The 23074-nt window shown below is 63.7% G+C and carries 20 protein-coding genes; 8 read left to right on the forward strand and 12 right to left on the reverse strand.

All coding sequences use genetic code 11. The features are described 5' to 3' along the window. Positions 1-8: 8 nt before the first annotated feature. Positions 9-1223, reverse strand: a complete 1215-nt coding sequence (locus tag ACIP02_RS13710) for an efflux RND transporter periplasmic adaptor subunit (RefSeq protein WP_400617339.1) — start codon at positions 1221-1223, stop codon at positions 9-11. After that, entirely contained in the window at positions 1216-2469 is a 1254-nt protein-coding gene (locus tag ACIP02_RS13715) for a TolC family protein (protein ID WP_400617340.1), read from the reverse strand. Before ACIP02_RS13715 ends, ACIP02_RS13710 begins: the two co-directional genes overlap by 8 nt. Positions 2470-2695: 226 nt before the next feature. Between ACIP02_RS13715 and aroQ the strand changes: the two genes are divergently transcribed. Together aroQ and ACIP02_RS13725 are read left to right on the forward strand one after the other, a co-directional pair. After that, positions 2696-3145, forward strand: a complete 450-nt coding sequence (gene aroQ, locus ACIP02_RS13720) for a type II 3-dehydroquinate dehydratase (protein WP_400617341.1) — start codon at positions 2696-2698, stop codon at positions 3143-3145. Then, the gene (locus tag ACIP02_RS13725) at positions 3142-3990 is read left to right on the forward strand and encodes a shikimate dehydrogenase (RefSeq protein ID WP_400617342.1); all 849 of its coding nucleotides are present in this window, start codon (positions 3142-3144) and stop codon (positions 3988-3990) included. Before aroQ ends, ACIP02_RS13725 begins: the two co-directional genes overlap by 4 nt. A 100-nt stretch (positions 3991-4090) precedes the next feature. On the opposite strand, the gene ACIP02_RS13730 is transcribed toward ACIP02_RS13725, so the two are convergent. Continuing rightward, on the reverse strand, positions 4091-4606 hold the full coding sequence (locus tag ACIP02_RS13730) for a thioredoxin family protein (protein WP_400617537.1): 516 nt from the start codon (positions 4604-4606) through the stop codon (positions 4091-4093). Between the two features lie 10 nt (positions 4607-4616). Continuing rightward, entirely contained in the window at positions 4617-4892 is a 276-nt protein-coding gene (locus tag ACIP02_RS13735) for a DUF2790 domain-containing protein (RefSeq protein WP_400617343.1), read from the reverse strand. Between the two features lie 220 nt (positions 4893-5112). Here ACIP02_RS13735 and ACIP02_RS13740 point away from each other — a divergent pair, with 220 nt between their 5' ends. The 4 genes from ACIP02_RS13740 (at position 5113) to ACIP02_RS13755 (ending at position 8516) form a co-directional block, all read left to right on the forward strand. Continuing rightward, the gene (locus tag ACIP02_RS13740) at positions 5113-5853 is read left to right on the forward strand and encodes a response regulator (protein ID WP_201207473.1); all 741 of its coding nucleotides are present in this window, start codon (positions 5113-5115) and stop codon (positions 5851-5853) included. After that, complete coding sequence (locus tag ACIP02_RS13745; RefSeq protein ID WP_400617345.1) at positions 5850-7136, forward strand: sensor histidine kinase; 1287 nt, start codon at positions 5850-5852, stop codon at positions 7134-7136. Before ACIP02_RS13740 ends, ACIP02_RS13745 begins: the two co-directional genes overlap by 4 nt. 258 nt (positions 7137-7394) lie before the next feature. Next, the gene (locus ACIP02_RS13750; RefSeq protein ID WP_400617347.1) at positions 7395-8012 is read left to right on the forward strand and encodes a ferric reductase-like transmembrane domain-containing protein; all 618 of its coding nucleotides are present in this window, start codon (positions 7395-7397) and stop codon (positions 8010-8012) included. Between the two features lie 15 nt (positions 8013-8027). Beyond that, positions 8028-8516, forward strand: coding sequence for a DoxX family membrane protein (locus ACIP02_RS13755; protein ID WP_400617349.1), 489 nt, complete (start codon positions 8028-8030; stop codon positions 8514-8516). A 137-nt stretch (positions 8517-8653) separates the two neighbouring features. Here ACIP02_RS13755 and ACIP02_RS13760 read toward each other — a convergent pair whose 3' ends face one another. From ACIP02_RS13760 to ACIP02_RS13790, 7 genes are all read right to left on the reverse strand, one after another. Beyond that, positions 8654-9349 (reverse strand): DUF2063 domain-containing protein, encoded by a 696-nt coding sequence (locus ACIP02_RS13760; RefSeq protein WP_400617351.1) that lies wholly within the window; start codon positions 9347-9349, stop codon positions 8654-8656. Next, positions 9342-10175: a DUF692 domain-containing protein gene (locus ACIP02_RS13765; protein ID WP_400617353.1), complete on the reverse strand. Its 834-nt coding sequence runs from the start codon at positions 10173-10175 to the stop codon at positions 9342-9344. The genes ACIP02_RS13760 and ACIP02_RS13765 overlap by 8 nt, the downstream gene beginning before the upstream one ends. 76 nt (positions 10176-10251) lie before the next feature. Next, positions 10252-10743, reverse strand: coding sequence for an EF-hand domain-containing protein (locus ACIP02_RS13770; protein WP_400617355.1), 492 nt, complete (start codon positions 10741-10743; stop codon positions 10252-10254). 172 nt (positions 10744-10915) lie between these two features. Then, the gene (locus tag ACIP02_RS13775) at positions 10916-11467 is read right to left on the reverse strand and encodes a DUF4174 domain-containing protein (protein ID WP_400617356.1); all 552 of its coding nucleotides are present in this window, start codon (positions 11465-11467) and stop codon (positions 10916-10918) included. 196 nt (positions 11468-11663) lie between these two features. Next, positions 11664-16163, reverse strand: a complete 4500-nt coding sequence (locus tag ACIP02_RS13780; protein ID WP_400617357.1) for an NEL-type E3 ubiquitin ligase domain-containing protein — start codon at positions 16161-16163, stop codon at positions 11664-11666. Between the two features lie 79 nt (positions 16164-16242). Continuing rightward, positions 16243-18603, reverse strand: coding sequence for a DNA polymerase II (locus ACIP02_RS13785; protein WP_400617359.1), 2361 nt, complete (start codon positions 18601-18603; stop codon positions 16243-16245). Positions 18604-19012: 409 nt separating this feature from the next. Next, positions 19013-20209, reverse strand: a complete 1197-nt coding sequence (locus tag ACIP02_RS13790; RefSeq protein WP_400617360.1) for an MFS transporter — start codon at positions 20207-20209, stop codon at positions 19013-19015. A 118-nt stretch (positions 20210-20327) separates the two neighbouring features. On the opposite strand from ACIP02_RS13790, the gene ACIP02_RS13795 reads away from it, so the two are divergent. Then, positions 20328-21224 carry a LysR family transcriptional regulator gene (locus tag ACIP02_RS13795; protein ID WP_400617361.1) on the forward strand — a complete coding sequence of 299 codons (897 nt, stop codon included), beginning with the start codon at positions 20328-20330 and terminating at the stop codon, positions 21222-21224. On the opposite strand, the gene ACIP02_RS13800 is transcribed toward ACIP02_RS13795, so the two are convergent. Beyond that, complete coding sequence (locus ACIP02_RS13800) at positions 21205-22125, reverse strand: LysR substrate-binding domain-containing protein (protein ID WP_400617363.1); 921 nt, start codon at positions 22123-22125, stop codon at positions 21205-21207. The genes ACIP02_RS13795 and ACIP02_RS13800 overlap by 20 nt on opposite strands. A gap of 160 nt (positions 22126-22285) precedes the next feature. On the opposite strand from ACIP02_RS13800, the gene ACIP02_RS13805 reads away from it, so the two are divergent. Then, positions 22286-23074, forward strand: a complete 789-nt coding sequence (locus ACIP02_RS13805) for a YqcI/YcgG family protein (protein ID WP_400617365.1) — start codon at positions 22286-22288, stop codon at positions 23072-23074.

Consider the following 23074-nt stretch of genomic DNA (forward strand, 5'->3'; position numbering starts at 1 on the left):
TCCCGTGATCAATGGCTGTGCGCGGCCGAGCCTTTGCCCAGCTCGGACTTGAGGACAAAGCTGCCGGCGGCAGCCACCTGGGTACCGGCGGCCAGGCCGCGGGTGATTTCTACCTGGCCGCCATCGCGACGGCCGGTCTGCACCGGGCGCGCCTCGAAGCCTTGCTCGGTACGGGCAAACACCACGGTCTGGTCTTCCCAGGTTTGCAAGGCGGTTTCCGGTACCACCACCGCGGCTTTGAAGCGCTCGACGCTGACCGCCACATTGACGAACAACCCGGGGCGCCAGGCTCCATCAGGGTTGGCAAGGGTGGCACGCACAGTGGCGGCGCGGTTCTGCTCGCCGAGCAGGCTACCGACGTAATTGACCTTGCCCTCGACCTGGGCACCCAGGTCTGGCGCACTGACCATGACCTTACGACCGGTGACCACCTTGTCCAGGTCACGCGGGGCCACGGCGAAAGTGGCCCAGACCCGGCTCAGGTCGGACAGGGTGAAGGCGTTGCTGGTCTCATCGACCACCTCACCTACGGTCAGGTGCTTTTCCACCACCACCGCATCGAATGGCGCGCGCAGCTCATAGCGGTTGCCGGCGCCGGCCGGGCCCACGGCGGCGACCTTCTGCCGGGCATTGGCCAAGGCAATCTCGGCCTCCTGCAGCGCCTGGCGCGCCTGCAGGTAATCCTGCTCGGCGCTGATGCGCTCCTGCCACAGCTGCTGTTCACGCTGGAACGTCAGGCGCGCCAGTTCCAGGCGGCGTTGGGCGGCCTGCTGCTCGCTGCGCAGGTCAGAAATCTGCTGGCTGGCGATCACTGCCAGTACCTGACCACGCTTGACGGCCTGCCCCAGCTCGGCCTGCACGGCCTCGACCACACCCGGCACCCGCGGCACGACATGCGCGGTGCGGTCCTCGTCGAAGCGGATTTCACCCGGAAAGCTGATAGCAATGCCCAGCTCACGGGGGCCGGCGACAGCCACCTGCACGCCGGCCGCTTCGATCTGGGCGATAGACAAGTGCAACTGGCCTTCTTCATCGCCATGGCCTGCTTCTGCATGGCCATCAGCGGCCTTCTCTTCTGCATGGCCGTGGCTGTCTTCGCCATGGTCGTCGTGGCGGGCTTCTGCCTTGCTCGCCTGGCCGAGGTTGCCGGTCCAGGCCAGGCCACCGAGGCCCAGCGCGGCAATGGCAGCGGCCAGAAGGGCTAGCTTGCGTGGGTTAGTCATTGTTGCTCCTGCTGTTCATTTTGTTACCCAGGCCGGCGAGGTCGCCGTAGATGCGCTCGACCTGTGCGCGTGCGTCGGTCGCCGAGGCCAGGGCCTCGAGGTACAAGCCGCGGGCCTCGATCAGGGTGCGCTGGGCATCGAGCACATCGAGGAAGGCGAACTTGCCCATTTCAAAACCGCGGGTGGCGGTGTCCACGGCCTGCTGTGCAGCAGGCAGGATGGTGCGGTCATAGGCGTCGACCTCCTGCATGGCCGTGCCCCACTGGCTGACTGCGCTTCGGGTTTCGCTGCGCAGGCGCAACTCCACGGCGTTGCGCAGGTCACGCGCCTGGTCGGCACGGCGTGCGGCCGCCAGCACGTTGCCCTGGTTGCGGTCGAACAGCGGCAGCGGCATCGACAGCCCGACCACGTTCACCCGCTCGCGGTCTTCACGGCTGTATTGGCTGCCGAGGCTGACGGTGAGGTTGGGAATACGCTGGGCCTTTTCCGATCCCAGCGACGCGTCACCGCGCTCGACCTGGGCGGCGGCCAGGCGCCATTCCACGGTTTGTTCAACGTGCGCGAGCAAGCTGTCGACATCGGGCGCAATGCCGGGCGAAAGGTTGGCCGCCTGCAACTGCTCAAAGCTGGCCAGCGGGCTGCCGGTCAACCGCGCCAGGGCCTGGTACGCCACACTGCGCTGGGTTTGCGCGCGGCGTACTTCGGCCTGGGCCTGGGCCAGTTGCACCTGGGCACGGGTGGCTTCCACCGGCGATGACTGGCCGGCAGTGACCCGCCCCTGTACCACTCGCAGCCCGCGTTCGGTCAGGGCCTGCGACTGCTGCGCCAGCTCCAGCGCGGTCTGCGCGCGCAAGGCCGCATGAAAGGCCTGCACCACATCGGCACGCAGGCCATTGCGCTGGCGCTCCAGGTCGAGCTGGGCAATCGCCTGGCCGACACCGGCCACGGCGATACGCGCACCACGCTTGCCACCCAGTTCCAGCGGCTGGCTGAGGGTGACGGTAGTGGTGCTGGTGTCGCGGCGGGTGTCTTCAACCTCCCAGGCCAGCTCCGGGTTGGGGATCAGCCCGGCCTGGCGCCGTTCGCCATCGGCAATGCCGATTTCACGGCCGGCCGCAGCCAGTTCGGGGTTCTGGGCAAAGGCGGCGGCCAGCGCCTGGGGCAAACTGAGGCGCTGGCTGGCCTGGGCGCTGGCAGCAGCCGCCAGTAGCAGGCAGAGCAAGGCGATCTTGCGGGGGATGGGCACGGAACAGGTCCTCGTCGGCGAAGCGTTGGCGAGGGACTGTAGAAAGCTGCGCTTATCGGGGCGGTGGCAGGAAAATTACAATTTTGTAATCAGGCACTGCAGTTGAAACGGCTTGCACGGTTCGATAATCGCCCACTTTCCCGCTGCAACAATCGTGTCCAATTGACGAAACTAACCAGTCAGTACAAAACTACGCGCATCCAACAACAACAAAGCGATGCCCGTCATGAAGCCCCTTATTCTCGTGCTCAACGGCCCCAACCTGAACATGCTGGGCACCCGCGAGCCTGCACAATACGGCCACGAAACCCTTGCCGACGTTGGCCAGGGTTGTGCCGACACTGCCCAAGCCCACGGCCTGGAAGTCGAATTCCGGCAAACCAACCACGAAGGCGAACTGATCGACTGGATCCACGCCGCGCGCAACCGCTGCGCCGGCATCGTGATCAACCCCGGCGCCTGGACCCACACCTCGGTGGCCATCCGCGATGCCCTGGTGGCCAGCGAAGTGCCCGTCATCGAAGTGCACCTGTCCAACGTGCACAAGCGCGAGCCGTTCCGTCACCTGTCGTTCGTCTCGTCGATCGCCGTCGGTGTCATCTGCGGCCTTGGCAGCCATGGTTACCGCATGGCCATCAGCCACTTCGCCGAAATGTTCCAGGAGCGCACTGCATGAGCCAGCACGCCATCCTTGCCGGCCTGATCGGCCGCGGTATTCAGCTGTCGCGCACGCCTGCGCTGCATGAACACGAAGGTGACGCCCAGGCCCTGCGCTACCTGTATCGGCTGATCGACGCCGACCAGTTGCAACTGGACGACAGCGCCCTGCCCGGCCTGCTCGACGCTGCGCAGCACACCGGCTTTACCGGCCTCAACATCACCTACCCGTTCAAGCAGGCGATCCTGCCCCTGCTCGACGAACTGTCGGACGAAGCCCGCGGCATCGGCGCGGTGAATACCGTGGTACTCAAGGACGGCAAGCGGGTCGGCCACAACACCGACTGCCTGGGCTTTGCCGAAGGCCTGCGCCGCGGTCTGCCTGATGTGGCACGCCGTCAAGTCGTGCAGATGGGCGCTGGCGGTGCGGGTTCGGCCGTGGCCCATGCCCTGCTGGGCGAGGGGGTCGAGCGGCTGGTGCTATTCGAGGTGGATGCGGCCCGTGCGCAAGCGCTGGTGGACAACCTGAATGGCCATTTCGGCGCAGGACGCGCCGTACTCGGCAATGACCTGGCCACGGCCTTGGCCGAGGCGGACGGGCTGGTCAACACCACGCCGGTAGGCATGGCCAAGCTGCCAGGCACACCGCTGCCAGTGGAGCTGCTGCATGCGCGCCTGTGGGTGGCAGAGATCATCTACTTCCCGCTGGAAACCGAACTGCTGCGCGCTGCCCGGGCACTGGGCTGCCGTACGCTGGATGGCAGCAACATGGCGGTGTTCCAGGCGGTGAAGGCGTTCGAGCTGTTCAGCGGGCGCCAGGCGGATGCGGCGCGGATGCAGGCGCATTTCGCCAGCTTCACCTGATAGATTGGTGCTGGGTTCTTCGCGGGCTTGCCCGCTCCCACAGGGGTTTACGGAGCCCTTGTAGGAGCGGGCAAGCCCGCGAAGAGGCCGGCGCAGGCGATCACCCTTGCTCATCCAACAACGCCTGTATCACCTGCTCCTGCCCACCGTAATCCCCCTCGCCAAAGTGCACATGGCGCACCTGCCCCTTGCGGTCGACAAAGTAATGCGCCGGCCAGAACTGGTTGCCCCAGGCATTCCACACCTTGTGGTCGTTATCCACCGCCACCGGGTAACCGATCCCAAGCCTGGCCACCTTGTCGCGCAAGGTGCCGACATCATGCTCGTAGTCGTACTCCGGCGTGTGCACGCCCACCACCACCAAGCCCTGATCGGCATACCGCCGTGCCCAGTCATTGACATGCGGCAGGCTACGTTGGCAGTTGATGCAGTCCCAAGTCCAGAAGTCCACCAGCACGACTTTGCCCTTGAGCCCCAGGGCATCCAGCGGTGCCGAGTTCAGCCACTGGCTGGCCCCCGCCAGCGACGGCATGGCGCCGTAGCTGTCGCGGGCCATCAGGTGCCCGGCCAGGCCCAGCCCCGTGAGGGCCAGGGCTAAGCCGCCTGCTTTCACCATCAGGCGCCGATCAATTCTCATGGCAACCGCCGGTGGCGTAGGTGCGGTACTGCACGCTCTGCTGCTGGCCGTGGGAATCGAGGTAGTCCATGCGGGTATTCACCAGGCCACAGGCGTTGCTCTGGTCGTCCTGCACCGACAGCACTTTCTTCACATCCAGATGCTCACCGTAACGGTACTGCATGGCCCCGTCGTCATGCATCGGTGCACTAGCGGCCTGGGCGGCAATGGCGCCGAAGCTGAGCACGGCAAACAGGCTGGCACTGGCGAAGGTCTTGAAATTCATGGCATCTCTCCTGGGTAACACGTGGGTGTGGGGAGTGTTGCTCCCCGGTCGAGAGCCATTTCACCCCTGCCAGGTATCCCGGATGTGTCGTGTGGAGCTGTGATGTGCTTCCTGCTGTATCTATAGCCGTGCCAGATACACTGCAATACAAACCCCCGCAGGCAAGCGCGACTGCGCTCGGTACACTGCGGCCAACCCCACTTGCACAGGAACGCAGCACATGGAACACGTCGATCACATCCTGATCGTCGACGACGACCGCGAGATCCGCGAACTGGTCGGCAACTACCTGAAGAAGAACGGCCTGCGCACCAGCATTGTCGCCGACGGCAGGCAGATGCGCGCCTTTCTCGAAGCCAACAGCGTCGACCTGATCGTGCTCGATATCATGATGCCCGGTGACGACGGCCTGCTGCTGTGCCGCGAACTGCGCGCCGGCAAGCACCGCAACACCCCGGTACTGATGCTGACCGCGCGCAATGATGAAACCGACCGCATCATCGGCCTGGAAATGGGCGCCGACGATTACCTGACCAAGCCGTTCTCGGCCCGTGAACTGCTCGCCCGGATCAACGCCGTGCTGCGCCGCACGCGCATGCTGCCGCCCAACCTGACCATCAGCGAAAGCAGCCGCCTGCTCGCTTTCGGCCAGTGGCGCCTGGACACCACCGCACGCCACCTGCTCGACAGCGAAGGCACCCTGGTGGCCCTGAGCGGCGCTGAATATCGCCTGCTGCGTGTATTTCTCGACCACCCACAGCGGGTGCTCAGCCGCGAGCAACTGCTTAACCTGACCCAGGGCCGCGAAGCCGACATCTTCGACCGCTCCATCGACCTGCTGGTCAGCCGCCTGCGCCAGCGTCTGGGCGACGACGCACGTGAACCCAGCTGTATCAAGACCGTGCGCAGCGAGGGCTATGTGTTCTCGCTGCCCGTGCAACTGCTCGAGTCGCCGTCATGAAATGGCCGCGCACGTTAGCCTCGCGGCTGGCACTGATCTTCTTCACCGGGTTGGTTCTGGCCTACGGCCTGTCGTTCGGCCTGCAGGCCTACGAGCGCTACATCAGCAGCCGCTCGATGATGCTCAGCAACCTGGAGCAGGACGTGGCCACGTCGGTGGCGATCCTCGATCGCCTGCCGGCAGCCGAGCGGGCCGCCTGGCTGCCACGCCTGGAGCGGCGCACCTACCGCTATCGCCTCGACCAGGGGCTGGCTGGCAAGGCCATGCCCAGCAGCGACCCGCCGATGGCCGCCGAATCGATCGTCAAGGCCATTGGCAGCGACTATCACCTGACCTTCCAGGAAATTCCAGGCCCCAATGCGCACTTCCAGGCACACCTGAACCTGGCCGACGGTGCGCCGCTGACCATCGACGTAACCCCGTCGCCGGTTCCGGTGGCGCGCTGGCTGCCCGTGGTACTGCTGATCCAGCTGGCCGTGCTGTTGCTGTGCACCTGGTTGGCGGTACACCTGGCCATTGGCCCACTGACCCGCCTGGCCCGCGCGGTCGACAACCTCGACCCGGACAAACCCGGCGTGCAACTGGATGAAAGCGGCCCGCGTGAAGTGCGCTACGCCGCTGCGGCCTTCAATGCGCTGCAAGCGCGCATCGCTGCCTACCTGAAGGAACGCATGCAGTTGCTGGCAGCCATTTCCCATGACCTGCAAACCCCGATCACGCGCATGAAACTGCGCGTCGAAGTGATGGACGACGGGGTCGAGAAAGACAAGTTATGGAGCGACCTGGGCGAAATGGAGCACCTGGTGCGCGAAGGCGTGGCCTATGCCCGCAGCATGGACACCAACACCGAAGCCCCCTGCCGGATCAACCTGGACGCCTTTCTCGACAGCCTGGTGTTCGACTACCAGGACAGCGGTGCCCGGGTCGACCGCCATGGCAGCAGCGGCAGCCTGCTGGAGACACGCCCGCATGCGCTGCGCCGGGTACTGGTGAATTTGGTCGACAACGCGCTGAAGTTTGCCGGTGCCGCCGAGCTGGAAGTGTGCCGTGAGCACAGCACCACGGTGATCCGCGTACTCGACAACGGGCCTGGGATACCCGCTGGCGAACTGGACGAAGTCCTGAAGCCGTTCTACCGGGTGGAAGGTTCACGTAATCGCAGCACCGGGGGTACCGGCCTGGGGCTGGCGATTGCCCACCAGCTGATCCAGGCCATGGGCGGGCGGCTGACCCTGAGTAACCGCGACAGTGGCGGGCTCTGCGCACAGATCGAACTGACCTAAGAGCCAGGTGCCGCTCTCTGTAGGAGCGGCCTTGTGTCGCGATCGGGCCGCAAGGCGGCCCCGGCGATGCATGCTACGAAGCTGAAAACCTGGGGCCGCTATGCGGCCCGATCGCGACACAAGGCCGCTCCTACAAAGGCTCGCTGCTTTCAACAGACTTCTACAAACCGATACACAACCCCACGCCCCCCGACACACTGCAGATACCCCACCCCCACACAATCCCGGTCAATTAACCAAAACCCGGGAGCCTGTCTGATGAAACCCCTTGCCCTGCCCTCTGGCTGGAAACTGTTCACCGCCCTCGCCGGCCTGACCCTGGTGATGACTGCCGTGGTCCTCGCCAGCCAACCTGACCCGGACAGCTTGCGCAGTGCCATTCGTGCCACCGCGCGCAGCTCGTTCGCCCTGTTCCTGCTGGCGTTCCTGGCCTCGTCGCTGGTGACCCTGCTGCCTGGCACTGTCAGCCGGCGCATCCTCCAGGAGCGCCGCTGCCTGGGCCTGGCCTTCGCCTTTTCGCACACCGTGCATGGCCTGCTGATCTACCGCTACGCCCAACAATTCCCCGAGCTGTTCTGGGCTGGCCGCACGCTTACCTCCAGCCTGCCCGGCAGTGTCGGCTACCTGTTCCTGCTGCTGCTCACCGTCACCTCGTTCAATGCGCCCATGCGCCTGCTGGGCGGCCGTGCCTGGCGCGCCCTGCACAGCAGCGGCATGTGGTTGCTGGCGGCAGTGTTCTGCCTGTCGTTCTACAAGCGCATCCCCATGGGTGGCTGGTACCCATTGGCATTCGCCCTGATGTTCAGCGCCATCGTCATCAAGCTCACCGCCCGGTTGGCCCGTCAACAACGCCGCAATGCCCAAGCCCTTTCCTGAACAGAGAACAGCAAAATGACGACCTTGACCCGTACCCTGACCACCTTCGACCAGTTCGGCACCTGGAGTGCAGACATACCCTTGCGGCTGTTTCTGGCCTGGGAGTTTTTCGAGTCCGGACTGGAGAAATTTGGCGGCAGCAATTGGTTCGCCGACCTGCAGTCAAGCTTTCCATTCCCCTTCAACCTGCTGCCCGCCGAGGTGAACTGGCAGCTGTCGATGTGGGCGGAGCTGATCCTGCCGTTGCTGCTGTTGCTCGGCTTGGGTACCCGCCTGGCATCGCTGGGCTTGATGGTGGTGACGGTGGTGGCGATTGCTGCCGTGCACTGGCCGGCGCACTGGTCGAGCCTGGCTGAGTTGGCGCAGGGCTATGCGATTACCGACCAGGGGTTTGGCAACTATAAGCTGCCGCTGATCTACCTGGTGGCGTTGCTGCCGTTGTTGCTGAAGGGGGCTGGGCGCTTGAGTCTGGACCATTGGCTGAAGGCGCGGTTTAACAGCTGAAATCGCCGGGGCCGCAGAGCGGCCCATCGCGACACAAGGCCGCTCCTACAAGAGATCGTAATCCCCTGTAGGAGCGGCCTTGCCGGGGCGCCGGACCGGTCGGAAAGGGGCGCAACGCGCCCCCCAGATACACGCAACTAGCAGGTACCGATGATGACGCCCTGCTCGCGCAACCCCTCCAGCAACGCCAAACCCTGCGCCAAATCCCCGCCCAACGCTGCCAGCCGCGCCCGCCCGCTACCCTGCGCCACCAGCAACCGATAGGCCATCGGCGCCAACCGCGCAAAGCGCACCTGCAGCCCGGCATCGCGATAAACCAGCAACAATGTCGGCGACTCTGGGGCGACTTCCGGCCGGTATTGCCCACCAATGCGCTCCACCGGCCAACGATAGGCCAGCACCCGTGCCACACAGGACAGCAGCGGCTCACCCTCCAGCAAATCGCCCGCCGGGTCATGCGCCGGATCTTGGGCATCACTCAGGTACAGCTGCGCCTCGACCCACTCATAATGCGCCAACTCAAGCTGCCAGGGCGCATCCAGCTCTACCCCCTGCAAATAATCGACGAACGCTTCGGCAATCTCGGTAAACAATGGCGTCTGGCTGCGGTAGTTGGCGTAGAAGTCACGCACGCGGGCATGCCAGCGCTGCTCACCCAGCGCCTGGCGCATGACCGGGAAGCTGCCCGCCAGCAAACCCTCGATGGCGCCATAGAACAGCTCGCGGTAAACCTTCAGGCGCCGGGCCTCGACCCCAGGCGGTGGTGCATGACGCTGCGGGTCACGCAGGTGCCGGGCCAGCGTGTATTGCTGCTCGCGCAAGGTCTCATTCATCGGCTTGCCCTCCCACCGTGCGCTGCACCGCGCGGATACGCGCCGTTTCGGCCAGCAACTCGGCCAGTGGCGGGTAGTTGAAGTCACGCTCCAGCACCGTCGGCTGCGCGCCGAAGCGCGCACAGGCAAGCGCATAGAGCGCCCACACATCTTCCTTTACCGCTGCCCCGTGGGTATCCACCTTGAGGTCCGGTGCCTCATCGTAATGGCCGGCCACGTGCATGCCGGTGACCCGCGCCAAGGGCAAGCCATCGAGAAATGCCTGGGCGTCATAGCCGTGGTTGCAGGCATTGACGAAGACGTTGTTGACGTCCAGCAGCAGATCACAATCGGCTTCATCCAGTACTGCACGGATAAAGTCGAGCTCGCTCATGGCCTGGTAAGGCGCGGCGTAGTAGCTGATGTTTTCCACGGCAATGCGCCGCTCCAACTGCTCCTGGGCCTGGCGTATGCGCGCGGCTACATGGTGCACGGCTTCGTCAGTGAACGGGATGGGCATCAAGTCGTACAAATGGCCGTCATCACTGCAATAGCTCAGGTGCTCGCTGTACAGGCGCACTTGGTGACGGTCCAGAAACTGCCGGGTCTGGTCGAGGAAATGGCGGTCCAGTGGCGCGCTGCCGCCCAGTGATAACGACAACCCATGGCAAGTGATGGGAAAACGCTCGGCCAACTGGGCCAGGCCCTTGCCGTAGGCGCCGCCCACGGCAATCCAGTTTTCCGGCGCACATTCAAGAAAGTCCACAGCGCCAGCTTCCATGGTCAGCAGTTCGGGTAACAGGCCGCGGCGCAGGCCAAGCCCGGTGTTCAAGGGTACAGGGTGCATGAACAAGTCTCCGCAACAGGCACAACGCCCCGCCTGACCAGCAGGAGGGGCGTTGCGAGGTTTCATGGGTGGAAGGTCAGCGTTTGCCGGTCAGGTGGCTGAACAAGCCATCAGGCATGGCTTTGCCATTGGCTTGGTAGATGGCCTTGAGGTGGTCTGCCGCTTCCTGTTCGGAGATAAAACCATCATGGTTGCTGTCGATCTTGTCGAAATCACCGGCGCGGTCCTTGGCCACCGCCAAAAACTCATCGCGCGAGACCTTGCCATCGTGGTTGCTGTCGGTCTTGGCGAACGAGGCGTCACCACACTTGCCTTCGCCACATTTGCCCTCCGCGCCGGCCTTGGCGCTGGCGCCGCATTTGCCCTCACCGCATTTGCCTTCGCTCTGGCTGGCCTTGGCGCTGCCGCCACACTTGCCCTCACCGCACTTGCCCTCGCCCGCCACCTTGGCGGAGGCCAGCTGGTAACCCTGGGCCAACGGTTCGACGGCAAATGCGCTGCTGCTCAATGCCATGCTGCCGATCAGGGCGGCGCCGAGCAGGCCGAGGCTGTTTCGTACTTGGGTCATGGTGATGCTCCACTGTGCTGGGAAAGTGGAGCCATTAGGCCGTTGCGGTTTGTCGTGGATGTATCGCACAAGGGGCGCTTTTGTATGAGAACCCGTCTGCAACGCGGCCAGATACAGTGGGATACACAAAGACTGGAAACTGGCCCCGAGCATTCCCAGGGCCGTTACGCGTTCAGTCCTCCAGCGGTTTGGGCGGTGCCGCTGGTTTTGCGGGCTTGGCCGGTTTGCTGTCCTTGGCCTTGGCTTCCGGTGCCGCCGCCACAGGTTCCGGCGCTGCCACCGCCTTTTCGCTGGCAGGTAGCTCGTCGACCGCCTTGAGGATGGCCTGGGGATCGATGGCTTCGCCGGTTTCGTCATCCTTGAGCATGTGCCGTTCGCCATCCTTGCCCACCAGGATGACCTTGGTGCCCTTGCTGGCACCCAGCTTCAGTTCGCGGATCAGCGCCATGGTGGTCTGTTGCTCAAGGTTCTTGTCCTCGCGCTTGCCCATCATGTTGGCGACGCTGTACAGCACCAGGCTGCGCTCTTTGAACGCCGCCTGGGTGGCGGGGTTCTCCAGCGCTTTGTTCAGCCCACGCAAAGTGGGATCGGCACTGCTCGGTGCGATCACCACCAAGGGCCTGGCCTTGCCCAGTTCCTTGGCCAGCGGCGCGTCGCTGTCAGCGGCCAACAGGGGGCCACTTACGGCCAGCAGCGTGGCAAGGGTCAATGAGCGGACGAGCATGCGTATCTCCTTATTCTCTCGATAAACCAGAAGACTACAGATCAGGGAGAAAGATCCGACAAGCGAGCGTAAACCAGCCAAGGGCCGGGATGTTTCAATGAAAAGTAACCGGCCGTTACCAGAGGCAACCCGCTAGCTTCCAACCAGCAGGAATGCCCCTGTGGACCGGTAACCTGAGCATAGTCCAAGGCGCCCTCTACACCCACTTTTGCACAGCCGCCAGCGTGAGCTGAAGCTCGGTGTCCTCGGTCCACTGCCTGATGCTGGCCATCAATGTGTCCATTTCCCCGCTCGACGCGTTATCTGGCAATTGATGGTGAAAACGCTCCGGCACTTGCAACTGCCTGGCGTAACGTTGCTCGAGGTATCGTCTCCAGAAAGGTTGCTGGACCGTCCACACGGCCAACGATTCGGCTGTTTCGCTCTCAAGGATCTGGGTACGGGCGCTTGCCACCAGATTGTCGTTCAGGTCGGGGATGCCCGCATGGAGCATGCTCCGTGCGTTGACAGGCAGGTCGAGGTCCTCTCGCAAACGGATCGAATAAGCCAGCGCCCATTCAATCGACTCGTTCCCCGCACCTGCAGCCTCAGCCCGGCCCAACGCAGTCAAGTCGACCTGGTGCTGCCTCCACAAACGCCGCGCCAGGGTCACCAACCGACCCTCCTGGTCGCGCGACGGAGCAGCCTGCTCGGCATCCCAGATCAGGCATCGGATTTCCAGCTGCTGGAACACCACCGCTGCATTGTCGGCGCAGTTCTCTACCACCGCATTGGCGAAAATTTCGTCGGCCAGCGCTGGCGAGGCCTCGAATTTTTCCATCATGGCCAGAATCCGTGCAGCCAGCATTTCCCCATACCGGGGGTGAAGGAAGTCCCGCGAGCGCGTGAGCTGCTGCAACAAACGCAGGAAATTTGTCACCCCATCCATCTGCTCGATGCTCATCCACAAGCCAAGCAAATCTTCGCGCTGATCACCTTCCAGGCGGTCCGCCCAGCGCAGTTTATAAGGCACTGCGCTTGCCTCCGGGATAGCCCACGCCTCTTGTACCGCCGTCTCCTGGCGTGCCGCAACAGGGTTACCTGAAAGCGACACGTAGCCGTTCTGCCACAACCGCGACTGGTGGAAGTCACCGGGCAACGACGTGATGAAGTTGTTGGAAGCATCGAGCATATAAAGCCTCGGATGGTTGACAATGCCCTCAGGCAGCGCCGCCAACCCGCTATTTCGCAAACGCAGCTCGGCCAACTGCTCCAGCCGTGTGACCGAAAGAGCCGTTTGCAGCCGGTTGTTCGAAAGGTTCAGGTAACGTAACTGTCGGCAGTTTCCCAACACTTCGGCCTGGGGTTCGTCGAGCACAATTTGATTGCCGGTCAAGTCGAGTATGCGCAAATCACCCAGCAGCGCCAGGCTGCCAGGCACACACTTGAGGCGGTTGTAGCCCAGGTCCAAGATCGTCAGGTTGGGGAATGAGAGCAGGAACCGCTCTGGTATTTCAGTTAACAGCAGGCTGCGCAGGGACAGTTCGTTGACGTGCGCAAAGGTAAACAGTGGCCCCATGTCAGGCAAGGAGCGCAGTTCATACCCTCTGTATTGCCAGGCCAAAGACAACCGATTCCCCTCGGGGGCGATCTGATCGGGGACCCGCTCCCGCCAGCATTCCATGATCGACTTGCGAAACCGCCTGCGCTCAGTCCTCTCACCAGCCAACACCCCGCTACGCTCCCAGCTGCGCAAATGATCATTCAACAGGCGTGCCTGCTCTTCAAGTACGCCAAGCGCGGTGTCGGTATCGCGGCCGGACGCATGCAGCTTCGCGAGCCACGCGTCAACCTCTGCTTTGCTATAAGCCGGATAGAGATCGCGTAGGCGCGCGGCAAGGGCACGGGGGCGCGATGCCGGTCGGGCCAAACGCCCCTGGCTGCCACCCAGCGGGTAGCCGATCCGGCCGTCGTCCAGCCGCAGCGGCGTCAGTATCCACGGCTGCCGAGGGTCCTTGCCCAAAGCCTCGGCGAGTGCCCCGCTGCGCCCCGACACCTGCCGGGCCAACAGTTCTCTCAGGCTTTGGGCGTAGGGTTGGTTGATGCCCAAGGCAGCTCGGCCTGCAGGGTCGAAAGCTTCACTCAATGCCTCGAACAACTCACCCGGGCCACGCAATTCGATGCCCAACGCGTCCTCGAGAACGAACTCCCCCTGCTCGTGCACGAGCCTGAAGATTTGCCCGTCGCCCGCCGTAATCATGACCGGCCGCGGGCTATCGCCATCGTACAGCCGCCAGCGCGGTCTGGCCTGGTTGGTGTCCAGGGTCTCCAGCAGGGTAAGCGCGACCTTGGCCTGATCCAACGACTGGGGCGTGGCGATGAACAGCGCCTCGCAGGCGCGCGCAACGCGTATGTGCAGCACGCTCAACCTGGCCGGTGTGACCAGCCGGAACGGCACTGTGCCGCTGAGCAGAGCCTGAAATTCTGCGCCCTCGACGGACAACTCGCCCACAAGCCGGCGCGCGGCCAAGCCATGCAAGCTTGGAAATGCCCGCCGCAACGTTGTTACCGCTGCGTCTTCTGGTGCCTGCTGCTCGTCATACAGCTGTTGAAAGAGTTGGCGCCGTCTTACCGCCACCTGCGCAGCCAGCGCCGGCCCGTCTTGCGCGGTGACGCCAGGCAAGGCCTGGGCCATGCGCAGCAACGGCGCGTCGTCTTGCTCAAGGCCTAGCGCCAAGCCATCCAGTAGCGCCTGCACCCTGCGGTCGATCATCAGCCGGTCAACGGTGTCGACCAGCTCGGCTTCAGGTGGTCGAGCGTACACATGCAGCGCTCGCAGCGCGTCTGCACCCAGCGCATGGATGGCCATGGCCTGGTCGATCTGCTCATCGTCCAGGCGAGCGAAGCGCGCGCCAAGGCGGCGGAACATCCAGTGCGTGTCGGCCCAGTCCGCAGGTTGCTCGGTCCACAACCGCCAGGCACCGGCGCCATTGTGCCGCACCAAGGGACCATGGCCGTCGCGTGGCGCCAGTTGCCACTGCTCGTCCGCACGCTGCACGATTTCGTAGTAATGGTCGTCCATCACCATCCAGCTTCTGTCCTGTACGCGGTAGATGCCGCTGGCGTCTGCCACTGCTCCGGCCGGGGGCGCTGCACTGCGAAACGGCACCAGGTCTGCGTTCCACAGCTTTTCGGTACCGTCCTCAAGGCGTGCTGGCACCCACCTGTCCAGTGCAGCCCAGGCGCGGCTCGCTTCGCGCCAGACCACAGCAGTGGCACCCATAACCGCCACGTCCTTGGCAACATTGAGCACATGCGTTATTGCCGCACTGGTATCGCCCTCGCGCCAGTCTTCAACCGCCTGGAACAGTTCGCCCAGCAGGTCCCAGACCATGACTGCCAACAGCAACGCATTGAGGGCAGGAACGAACACGCCCGCCACGCTAGCCAGGGTCCAACCTTCAGCAGCCAACCGTCGCCGATGGGCTTCCTGGGCCTTGCGGTCCAGGTCTGCTACGGGCGTGACGATCACTGCAGCGTCGTCCTTGATATGCGCAATGCGCGCAGCGGCAAGGTGCTCGAACAACGGCAACGGGTAGTCCCGCATGTGCTGGCCCATTTCTCGCGTCGCCCAGTCGGCAACGTCCACCAGTTCGCTGGCAACCCTGGAATAGAACTGCTGGCTGTCGCGCCGGCGTACAAAGCGTCGGAAAAACTTCTGGTAGCGCGCCTCCCGTAGACGCTTGCCCAACACCTTGCGGGTGAAACTCTCCAGGTCGGGGCTTACCGTCCAGGGGCCATGGGGGTCATCGGGGATGTAGACAATGATTTTGCGACTGGCATTGAACAGCCAGCCTTCGTGAAGCACCTCGAGCACCACGATCTGCTGCAAATCGCTGTCAAACGCCCTAAGCTGCCGAGCAACCACTTTAGACGCGTAAAACGTGCCGGGTCGCCCGTTCGTGCATAAGTCCAGCACCAACTGCAGTTCGGCGGCAGTCAGCACGCCATCGCTCTTGGCCTTGCACGCATCGATCAGCATGACCGAGCTGTACAGCTGCGCAAGCGTGGAAGCCATGCTGCGCCAGCCGCTGGCCTGGCTGCCAGGCGCTTTCAGTACGGCGTCGAGATGCTGCTGATAACGCCCGCCCAAATCCAGTTGGCGGCATAGCCGGGCGAAGGCAGGCGCGCTTGGCGCAGCCAGCGGTTGTGACAGGCTGTCGACAACGCAATTGTCCTTGTGTTGTTCGTCCCGCCCTTCGCCGGGGGTAAAGTTGTCGAGTGCCGCCTCAATGAGGGGGACTTCGAAATAGTCTTTTTCCATTACCGGGTATCGTCCCCACACGGTCCCTTGGCGGGGCGCGGTGTAGGTATACCAGCGTCGGAAATACAAGCCATCGACATCCTGCTCGATGCCGAACCTTTCCTGCATGGCGCGGTGCAGCAGTGGCTTGACGAAATGATCGATGCCCTCGACACGCGCGAGCTGTTTCTGCAGCCACTGGCGACTGGCCAGGCTGTCTTTCAACGCGGCACGCAACGCCGCGTGCTCCGATTCATACAACCCGTTGGCCGGTATGTTCTGGTCGGTCGGCGCGACGATACGCAAGCGGCGAATCCATCTGGGCAGGCGCTTGACGATAAGGCTGTCTTGATAGGCCTGCTCCATCGCCAGCGTATCGACGCGCGGCGGCTGTTGCGGAGCGGGTGTGGTCACGTGGCTGCGCCTCTGGCTGATGCAAAGGCTCGACACTAGGCCCAGAATGGCCAGGTGGGCAGCTAGATAAATACCGCGCTCAGAACAGCGCCAACTGCTGGCCGGTCAGGCGGTCGAAACTGTCCCCCACGAATGGCAAAATCGCATCGGCCACCGGCTGCAGTTGCCGAACCAGGTAATGCTGGTAGTCGACAGGCGCTTGCAGGTCTTCCAGCGGCTGTGGGCCGGCGGTGGTGATCAGGTAGCTGATCCAGCCACCGCGCTGGTATTGCAGCGGCCGGCCAAGGCGGTGGTTGTAGTCGTCGGCCAGGCGCGCCGCGCGCACATGTGGCGGCACGTTGCGCTGGTAATCAGCCAGCGGCCGGCGTAGACGCTTGCGGTACACCAGCTGGTCATCCAGCCCGCCGGCCAGGGTGCGCTGCACATAGTCGCGTACATACGCCTGGTAAGGCTCACCGCGGAAGATTCGGCCATACAGTTCCTGTTGAAACACCCGGGCCAGGGGCGACCAGTCGGTACGCACCGATTCCAGCCCCTTGTAAACCACATGCTCGCTACCATCGGCGCGCTGCACGAGGCCGGCATAACGCTTTTTGCTGCCCTCGTCCGCGCCACGGATGGTCGGCATCAGGAACCGTCGATAATGCACCTCGAATTGCAGCTCCAAGGCGCTTTGCAGTTGCATCTCGGCCTGCAGGTGGTCGCGCCACCAATTGTTGACCAGGGCGACCAGGTCGCGACCAATGCAGGCGGCATGCGCCTCGCTGTGTGCACCTTTGAGCCAGACGAACGTGGAGTCGGTATCGCCATAGATCACCTCATAACCCTGCCCCTCGATCAGCGTACGGGTCTGACGCATGATCTGGTGCCCCCGCAGGGTGATCGACGAGGCCAGGCGCGGGTCGAAGAAGCGGCAGCCGCTTGAACCGAGCACCCCGTAGAAGGCATTCATGATGATCTTCAGCGCCTGCGACAGCGGCGCGTTGCCTTCGCGCTTGGCGGCTTCACGCCCCTGCCACACCCGCTCGACGATGGCCGGCAGGCAATGCCGGCTGCGCGAAAAGCGGCCACCCCGGAAGCCTTCCACCGAGTGTTCATCATCGGGCAGGCGCAAGCCTTCAATCAGCCCCACCGGGTCGATCAGGAACGTACGAATGATCGACGGGTACAGGCTCTTGTAATCCAGCACCAGTACCGAGTCGTACAACCCCGGGCGCGAGTCCATCACGAAACCACCCGGGCTGGCTTCGTCCGGGCGGCTGCCAAGGCTGGGGGCAACAAAGCCCAGACGGTGCATCTGCGGTATGTATAAATGGCAGAAAGCAGCCACCGAACCCCCGCTGCGGTCCACGGCAAGGCCGGTGACCGACGACCGCTCCAGCAGGAATTCGAGCAGACGGGTGTGGGCGAAAATGCGCGTGACCAGCTCGCAGTCCTTGAGGTTGTAGCGCGCCAGTGCCGGTTTATCCTCGCGGAAGCGGCGGTTGATTTCATCCATGCGCTGGTACGGCGTATCAATCGCCTTGCCTTCGCCGAGCAAGGTCTGGGCCACACTTTCAAGGCTGAACGACGGGAAGCTCCAGGTCGCCGAGCGCAGCGCCTCGATGCCATCGATCAACAAACGCCCTGGGGCATCGGCGAACACATGGCCGCCACCGGCATGGCTGCGCAAGGTCATGGGCACACCGTTGCGGCCCAATGCCAACGGCACTTGCAACTGTTTGGCATGCTCGTGCAGCAAGCGCAGGTCGAACTGGACCAGGTTCCAGCCAATGATTGCGTCCGGGTCGTGCACGGCCATCCACTGGTTCAGGCAGGCCAGCATCTGGGCGCGGTCATCGCAGTAGTGCAGGTCGAAGTCGACGCCTGCCGGGTTGCCGTTCGGCGCGCCGAGCATGTACACCTGGCGCTGGCCGCAGCCCTCCAAGGCAATGCTGTACAACTCACCGCGTTCGCTGGTTTCGATATCCAGCGACACCAGCCGCAGCGCTGGGCGATAACCTGCAAACGGCTTGAGCTGGGCGTCGCAGAGTACGCCCTGAGCATCCGGTTTGCCGGTGAACTGCACCGGGGCGGTGATGAAGCGCTCCATCAGGTAGCGCTCCGGCGGGCGGATATCGGCTTCGAACACCTCGATGCCGGCACTGCGCAGGCGTTGCTCCAGTTGCATCAGCTGGCGGTGCTGGCGGCAATACAGGCCCAGCACCGGGCGCTGGTCGAAGTCCTTCAGGCTCAGCGGCTTAAGCTGTACGCCAGGCTCCTTGGCCAGCAACACACGGGCGTGTTCGGCCCGCGCCTGCGGGATGAAGGCCACCGATTCCTGCGGCGCCAGGCGCAACTGCCGTGGCCCCTGATCGGTGGCCAGCCAGAACTCCACGCAGGTGCCTTCGGGCGTGTCATGCCAATGTCGGGTCAGGACAAAGCCCTGCTGCAACTCCACCGCGTCAACCTCAGGGTCGTCTGTTCAGGGGGGATTCTACCTGCGAAGTGCATGGCGTGAGCGATTTAGCGCCTGGGAGATCGAGCGCCGAAGCGTTCGCCTTGACACGTTCAGCGCCTGTAAGATCGAGCGCCGTCCGCGCGGCGCTTCGCGGCTAAAGCCGCTCCTACATTTGTTTCGGGCCAGTCCATCCTGTGCCAGGCGCGCGCGACCGCCTTGTTTGTACGGCGCGATATCGAGGCATGCGCCAAGGCGTTCGCGCGCAAATGCAACAGGCATAATTGGCACGAAACAAACGTAGGAGCGGCTTTAGCCGCGAAGCGCCGCGCGGGCGGCGCTCGATCTCACTGGCGCTGAAAATCCTTCGGTGAACACCTGCGGCGCTTGATCTCAAAGGGCACTGAAACCCCTAAGCCAAACGCCCCCCAGCCACAAAACCATTCCCCCGCCCAGCCCAGACCAGCAGCCAGGCCAGCGCCGTCAGCCCCAGCACAACCCCACCAAACCCTTCCACACCCACCCCGCTCAACAACAACCCGCCAATGATCCCGCCCAGGGCAATGGCGCTGTTCCACACCGTCACCAGCATCGACTGCGCCACATCGCCGCCCTCGCCCGCAGCATCGGCGCAGGCGGTTTGCAACAGGGTCGGCGCCCCCCCATAGGTCACCCCCCACAAGGCGATGCTCACGTACATCAGCCACGACGTGGCCTGCCCCAACGCCAAGGTAGCCAGGGCAAAACCGGCCAGGCTCAACAGCACCAGCATGCGCAAATGGCGGTCGACCAGCAGCCCCACCAGGCCAATCCCGGCCAGCGCCGACAGGCCGAACACCATCAGCACCGGGCCGATGTCTGCCGCCATGCCGGCCGCCGCCAGCAGCGGCACGATGTAGGTATAGAGAATGTTGTGGCCAAGGATCCAGCTGAGGATGACCAGCAGCACCAGCAACACCCCCGGCGTGCGCAGCACCTGCATCGCCGCCGGGCGCTTGCCGGCAGCCTGCCCCGGATAGTCCGGCACTGCGCGCAATACCCAGACCACCAGCAGTAGCGCCACCTGGGTGACCACCACAAACGTGGCGCGCCAACCCAACCCCGCCCCCAGCCAGGTGGCGATCGGCAAGCCAAGCGACAAGGCAATCGGCTGGCCAAGCATGGCCAACGCCATGGCCCTGCCCTGCTGCGCCGCCGGCACCATGCGCCGGGCATGCCCGGCGATCAGCCCCCAGGCCAGTCCCGCTGCAGCGCCTGTAAAAAAGCGCAACACCAGGGTCAAGCCGTTGCTGTTCGACATGGCGGTCAGCCCGTTGAACAGAACAAAGCCAATAATCGCCAGCAACAACGCCCGGCGCCGATACCAGCCTTGGGTGAGGGTCACCAGCGGAATAGCCGTCAGCAGCGAGCCAAGGGCATAGGCCGTGACCCATTGCCCGGCCATGGCCTGGCTGATGTGCATGCCTTCGGAAATCTGGTCGAGCAAGCCGGCTGGCAAGGTTTCGCTGAGAATGGCAATAAAGCCGGTCATGGCCAGCGCCAACAACCCGCTGAGAGGCAAACGTTCACTGCCGGCAGCCAGCAGCGGTGCGGAGGATGTCTGGGACATTGCAAATGCCTTGGGTAGGAAAACAGGACGCACAGTCTGCAAGCCAACACCATTGCGGAAAAAGGTGGGTACAATGCCGCTCACCCAGGACGCAAATGTCCGCAATCAGGATTACAGCATGGACAGCCTCAGCGGCTTCATGGTCTTCAACCGGGTGGCCGAGACCCGCAGCTTCGTCGCCGCCGGCCAGTCATTGGGGATCAGTGCTTCGGCAGTGGGCAAGCGCGTGGCCCGCCTGGAAAGCCGCCTGGGTGTCCGCCTGTTCCACCGCAGTACACGCAGCATCACCCTCACGGCCGAAGGCACGTTGTTCCTCGAGCGCAGCCGGCGCATCCTCGCCGAAATCGAGGCCACCGAGCAGGAACTGTCGCAAGCCAGCGAAACCCCGCGCGGGCGCCTGCGGGTGAGCATGCCGCAGGTCACCGGGCTGGTGATGCCGGCACTGGCCGAGTTCATGGCGCTGTACCCGCAGGTGGAACTGGACCTGGATTTCTCCGACCGCATGGTAGACATCGTCGGTGAAGGTTTCGATGTGGTCATGCGCGGCGGCCAACCCGTCGACTCACGGCTCAACGCCAAGTACCTTGGGCACTTCCAGCACCGCCTGGTGGCCTCGCCCGAGTACCTGCGCGCACGCGGCACGCCCCTGCACCCGCGCGACCTGGCAGCACACACTTGCCTGCACTACCGCTTCCCCAGCAACGGCAAGCTGGAAACCTGGCCGCTGCGCCAGGAGCACCCTGAACAGGCTTACGACATCCCCATCTCGATGGTCTGCAACCATGTCGAAACCCGTGCCTGCTTCGCCGTGAACCACCGCGGCATCACCTGCCTGCCAGACTTCACGGTAGGCCGCGAACTGGCCAACGGGGCGCTGGTCACCGTACTCGACGATTTCATGGAGCGGCGTGGCAGCTTCTACCTGCTGTGGCCATCCGGGCGGCAGGTGCCGCCCAAGTTGCGGGTGTTCATCGACTTCATGCTGGAGCGGGTGTTCAACCGTACAGGTAGTTGATGTCCTTGTAGGCCAGCGGCGGCACCTGGCCCTGCAGGAAGTCGCGCAGCTTGTGCATCTGCCGCGCCTTGGGGCTGGCCTTGAGCCAGGTCATGTAGTACCCGTCGCCCGTGGCCACGGCATGCTTGAACGGTGTAACCAGGCGCCCGGCCGTCAGGTCGGCACTGGCCAGCACCAGGTCGACCACCGAAATGCCCAGGCCTTGCTGGGCTGCGGAGATGCCTTGGTCGAGCGTGTCGAACACTTGCCCCTGATCAATGCTGATGTCCAGCGCGTCCATCCGCGCCAGCCAGCGCCGCCAGTCGCGCCGGTCGGGGGACGGGTGCAGGAATTCGCAGCGGGTCAGGTCGGACAGTTGCGGTTGCACCTGGGTCATGTAATCCGGGTGGCACACCGGTATCAGCCATTCATCGAACAGCTTGAAGCTCTCGATATCGGCCGGAAAGCGCCCATTGGCCAGCAGGATGGCGCAGTCGTAAGGCTCGGAATAGAAATCCACGTTGTCGATGTCCATCCACACACTCGAGAGCTGCACGCTGCAGTTGTCCTCGTGCTTCTTGAACGCATCCAGCGCCCGCAGCAGCCAACGCACAGTCAGCGTGGACGGCGCCTTCAGACGCAGGCCATAGCGGTCCTGGCGCAGCAGCGCGCAGGCATTCTCGATGATCTTGAAACCGACTTTCAGCTCCTGCGCCAGCAGGCGACCGTGCTCGGTCAGGCTCAGTTTCGGCCCGCGACGCTCGAACAGGTCGCAGCCGAACATGGCCTCAAGCGTCTTGATGTGGTGGCTGACGGCCCCTTGGGTCAGGGCCAGCTCTTCCGCCGCGCGGGTAAAGGAGCCATAGCGAGAGGCCACCTCGAAGGCACGCAGGGCGTGCAGGGCCTGAATCCGTTCCGACATGGCAGCGTCCCGAGCATGAGTAAGACTAATAGTAGGTCATAGTTCCACGCGTTTTACAACGTTAAGTGCCTCTCGGAAAATGCAGGTAAATAACAAACATAACCAAGATCCTGCCTGCATATGACTGGAACGTTCACTTAATTCAACGCCTGGGGAAATCATGTTTACGGGATATGGAAATTGCTATCGCCTGGATGCGCTAGAGCTCACCGCTGAACATGGTCACGGCACGCAACACTGGACGTACACAACCATAGAACACTTTCGCAATACCCTCGCCAACCCCGAATTCCCATGCCTGTTCGGCCGCAAGGCGGTTAACGGCGAAACCTGCCACATTCTGTTCGCCCGCGCCGAACAACTGGCCGATGATATCGCACAGGGCCTGGCCGATTATGTGCGCACCGTCGCACCGATTGCACCCAAGCAGCGCATCGGCAGCCCGCTGGTGGTGTTCCTCGAAACTGCAGCGGGCAGCAGCCTGAGTGAACAGCAGGCACTGGCCTGGAAGGTGCTGCGGGGCGTGCATGCGCGCGACCCGCACCCTTGGCCACAGGGCATCCCGACCGACCCCGACGATACCGGCTGGTCGTTCTGCTATGCCGGCATGCCGCTGTTCATCAACATGAATTTCCCCGGCCACCAGCACATGAAAAGCCGCAACCTGGGGCCGCACATTACCTTCGTCATCAACCCGCGGGAGAACTTCGACGAAGTGGCCAACGCCAGCACCGAAAGTGGCAGGCGCATTCGCGCACGCATTCGCGAGCGCGTGCACCACTACAACGACGGCGTCGTGCCCGACACCCTTGGCGCTTTCGGCGATACCGACAACTACGAGTGGAAGCAGTATCAACTGCAGGAGGCGGGCTCGCTCAACCCGCCACGCTGCCCGTTCCACGCCCATGCCGCACACCAGGCGACGCCTGACATACTGATCGAGAACTGA

Origin of the sequence: Pseudomonas sp. NPDC089408 (assembly GCF_044749445.1) — a bacterium.
In the GTDB taxonomy this organism is placed as follows: domain Bacteria; phylum Pseudomonadota; class Gammaproteobacteria; order Pseudomonadales; family Pseudomonadaceae; genus Aquipseudomonas.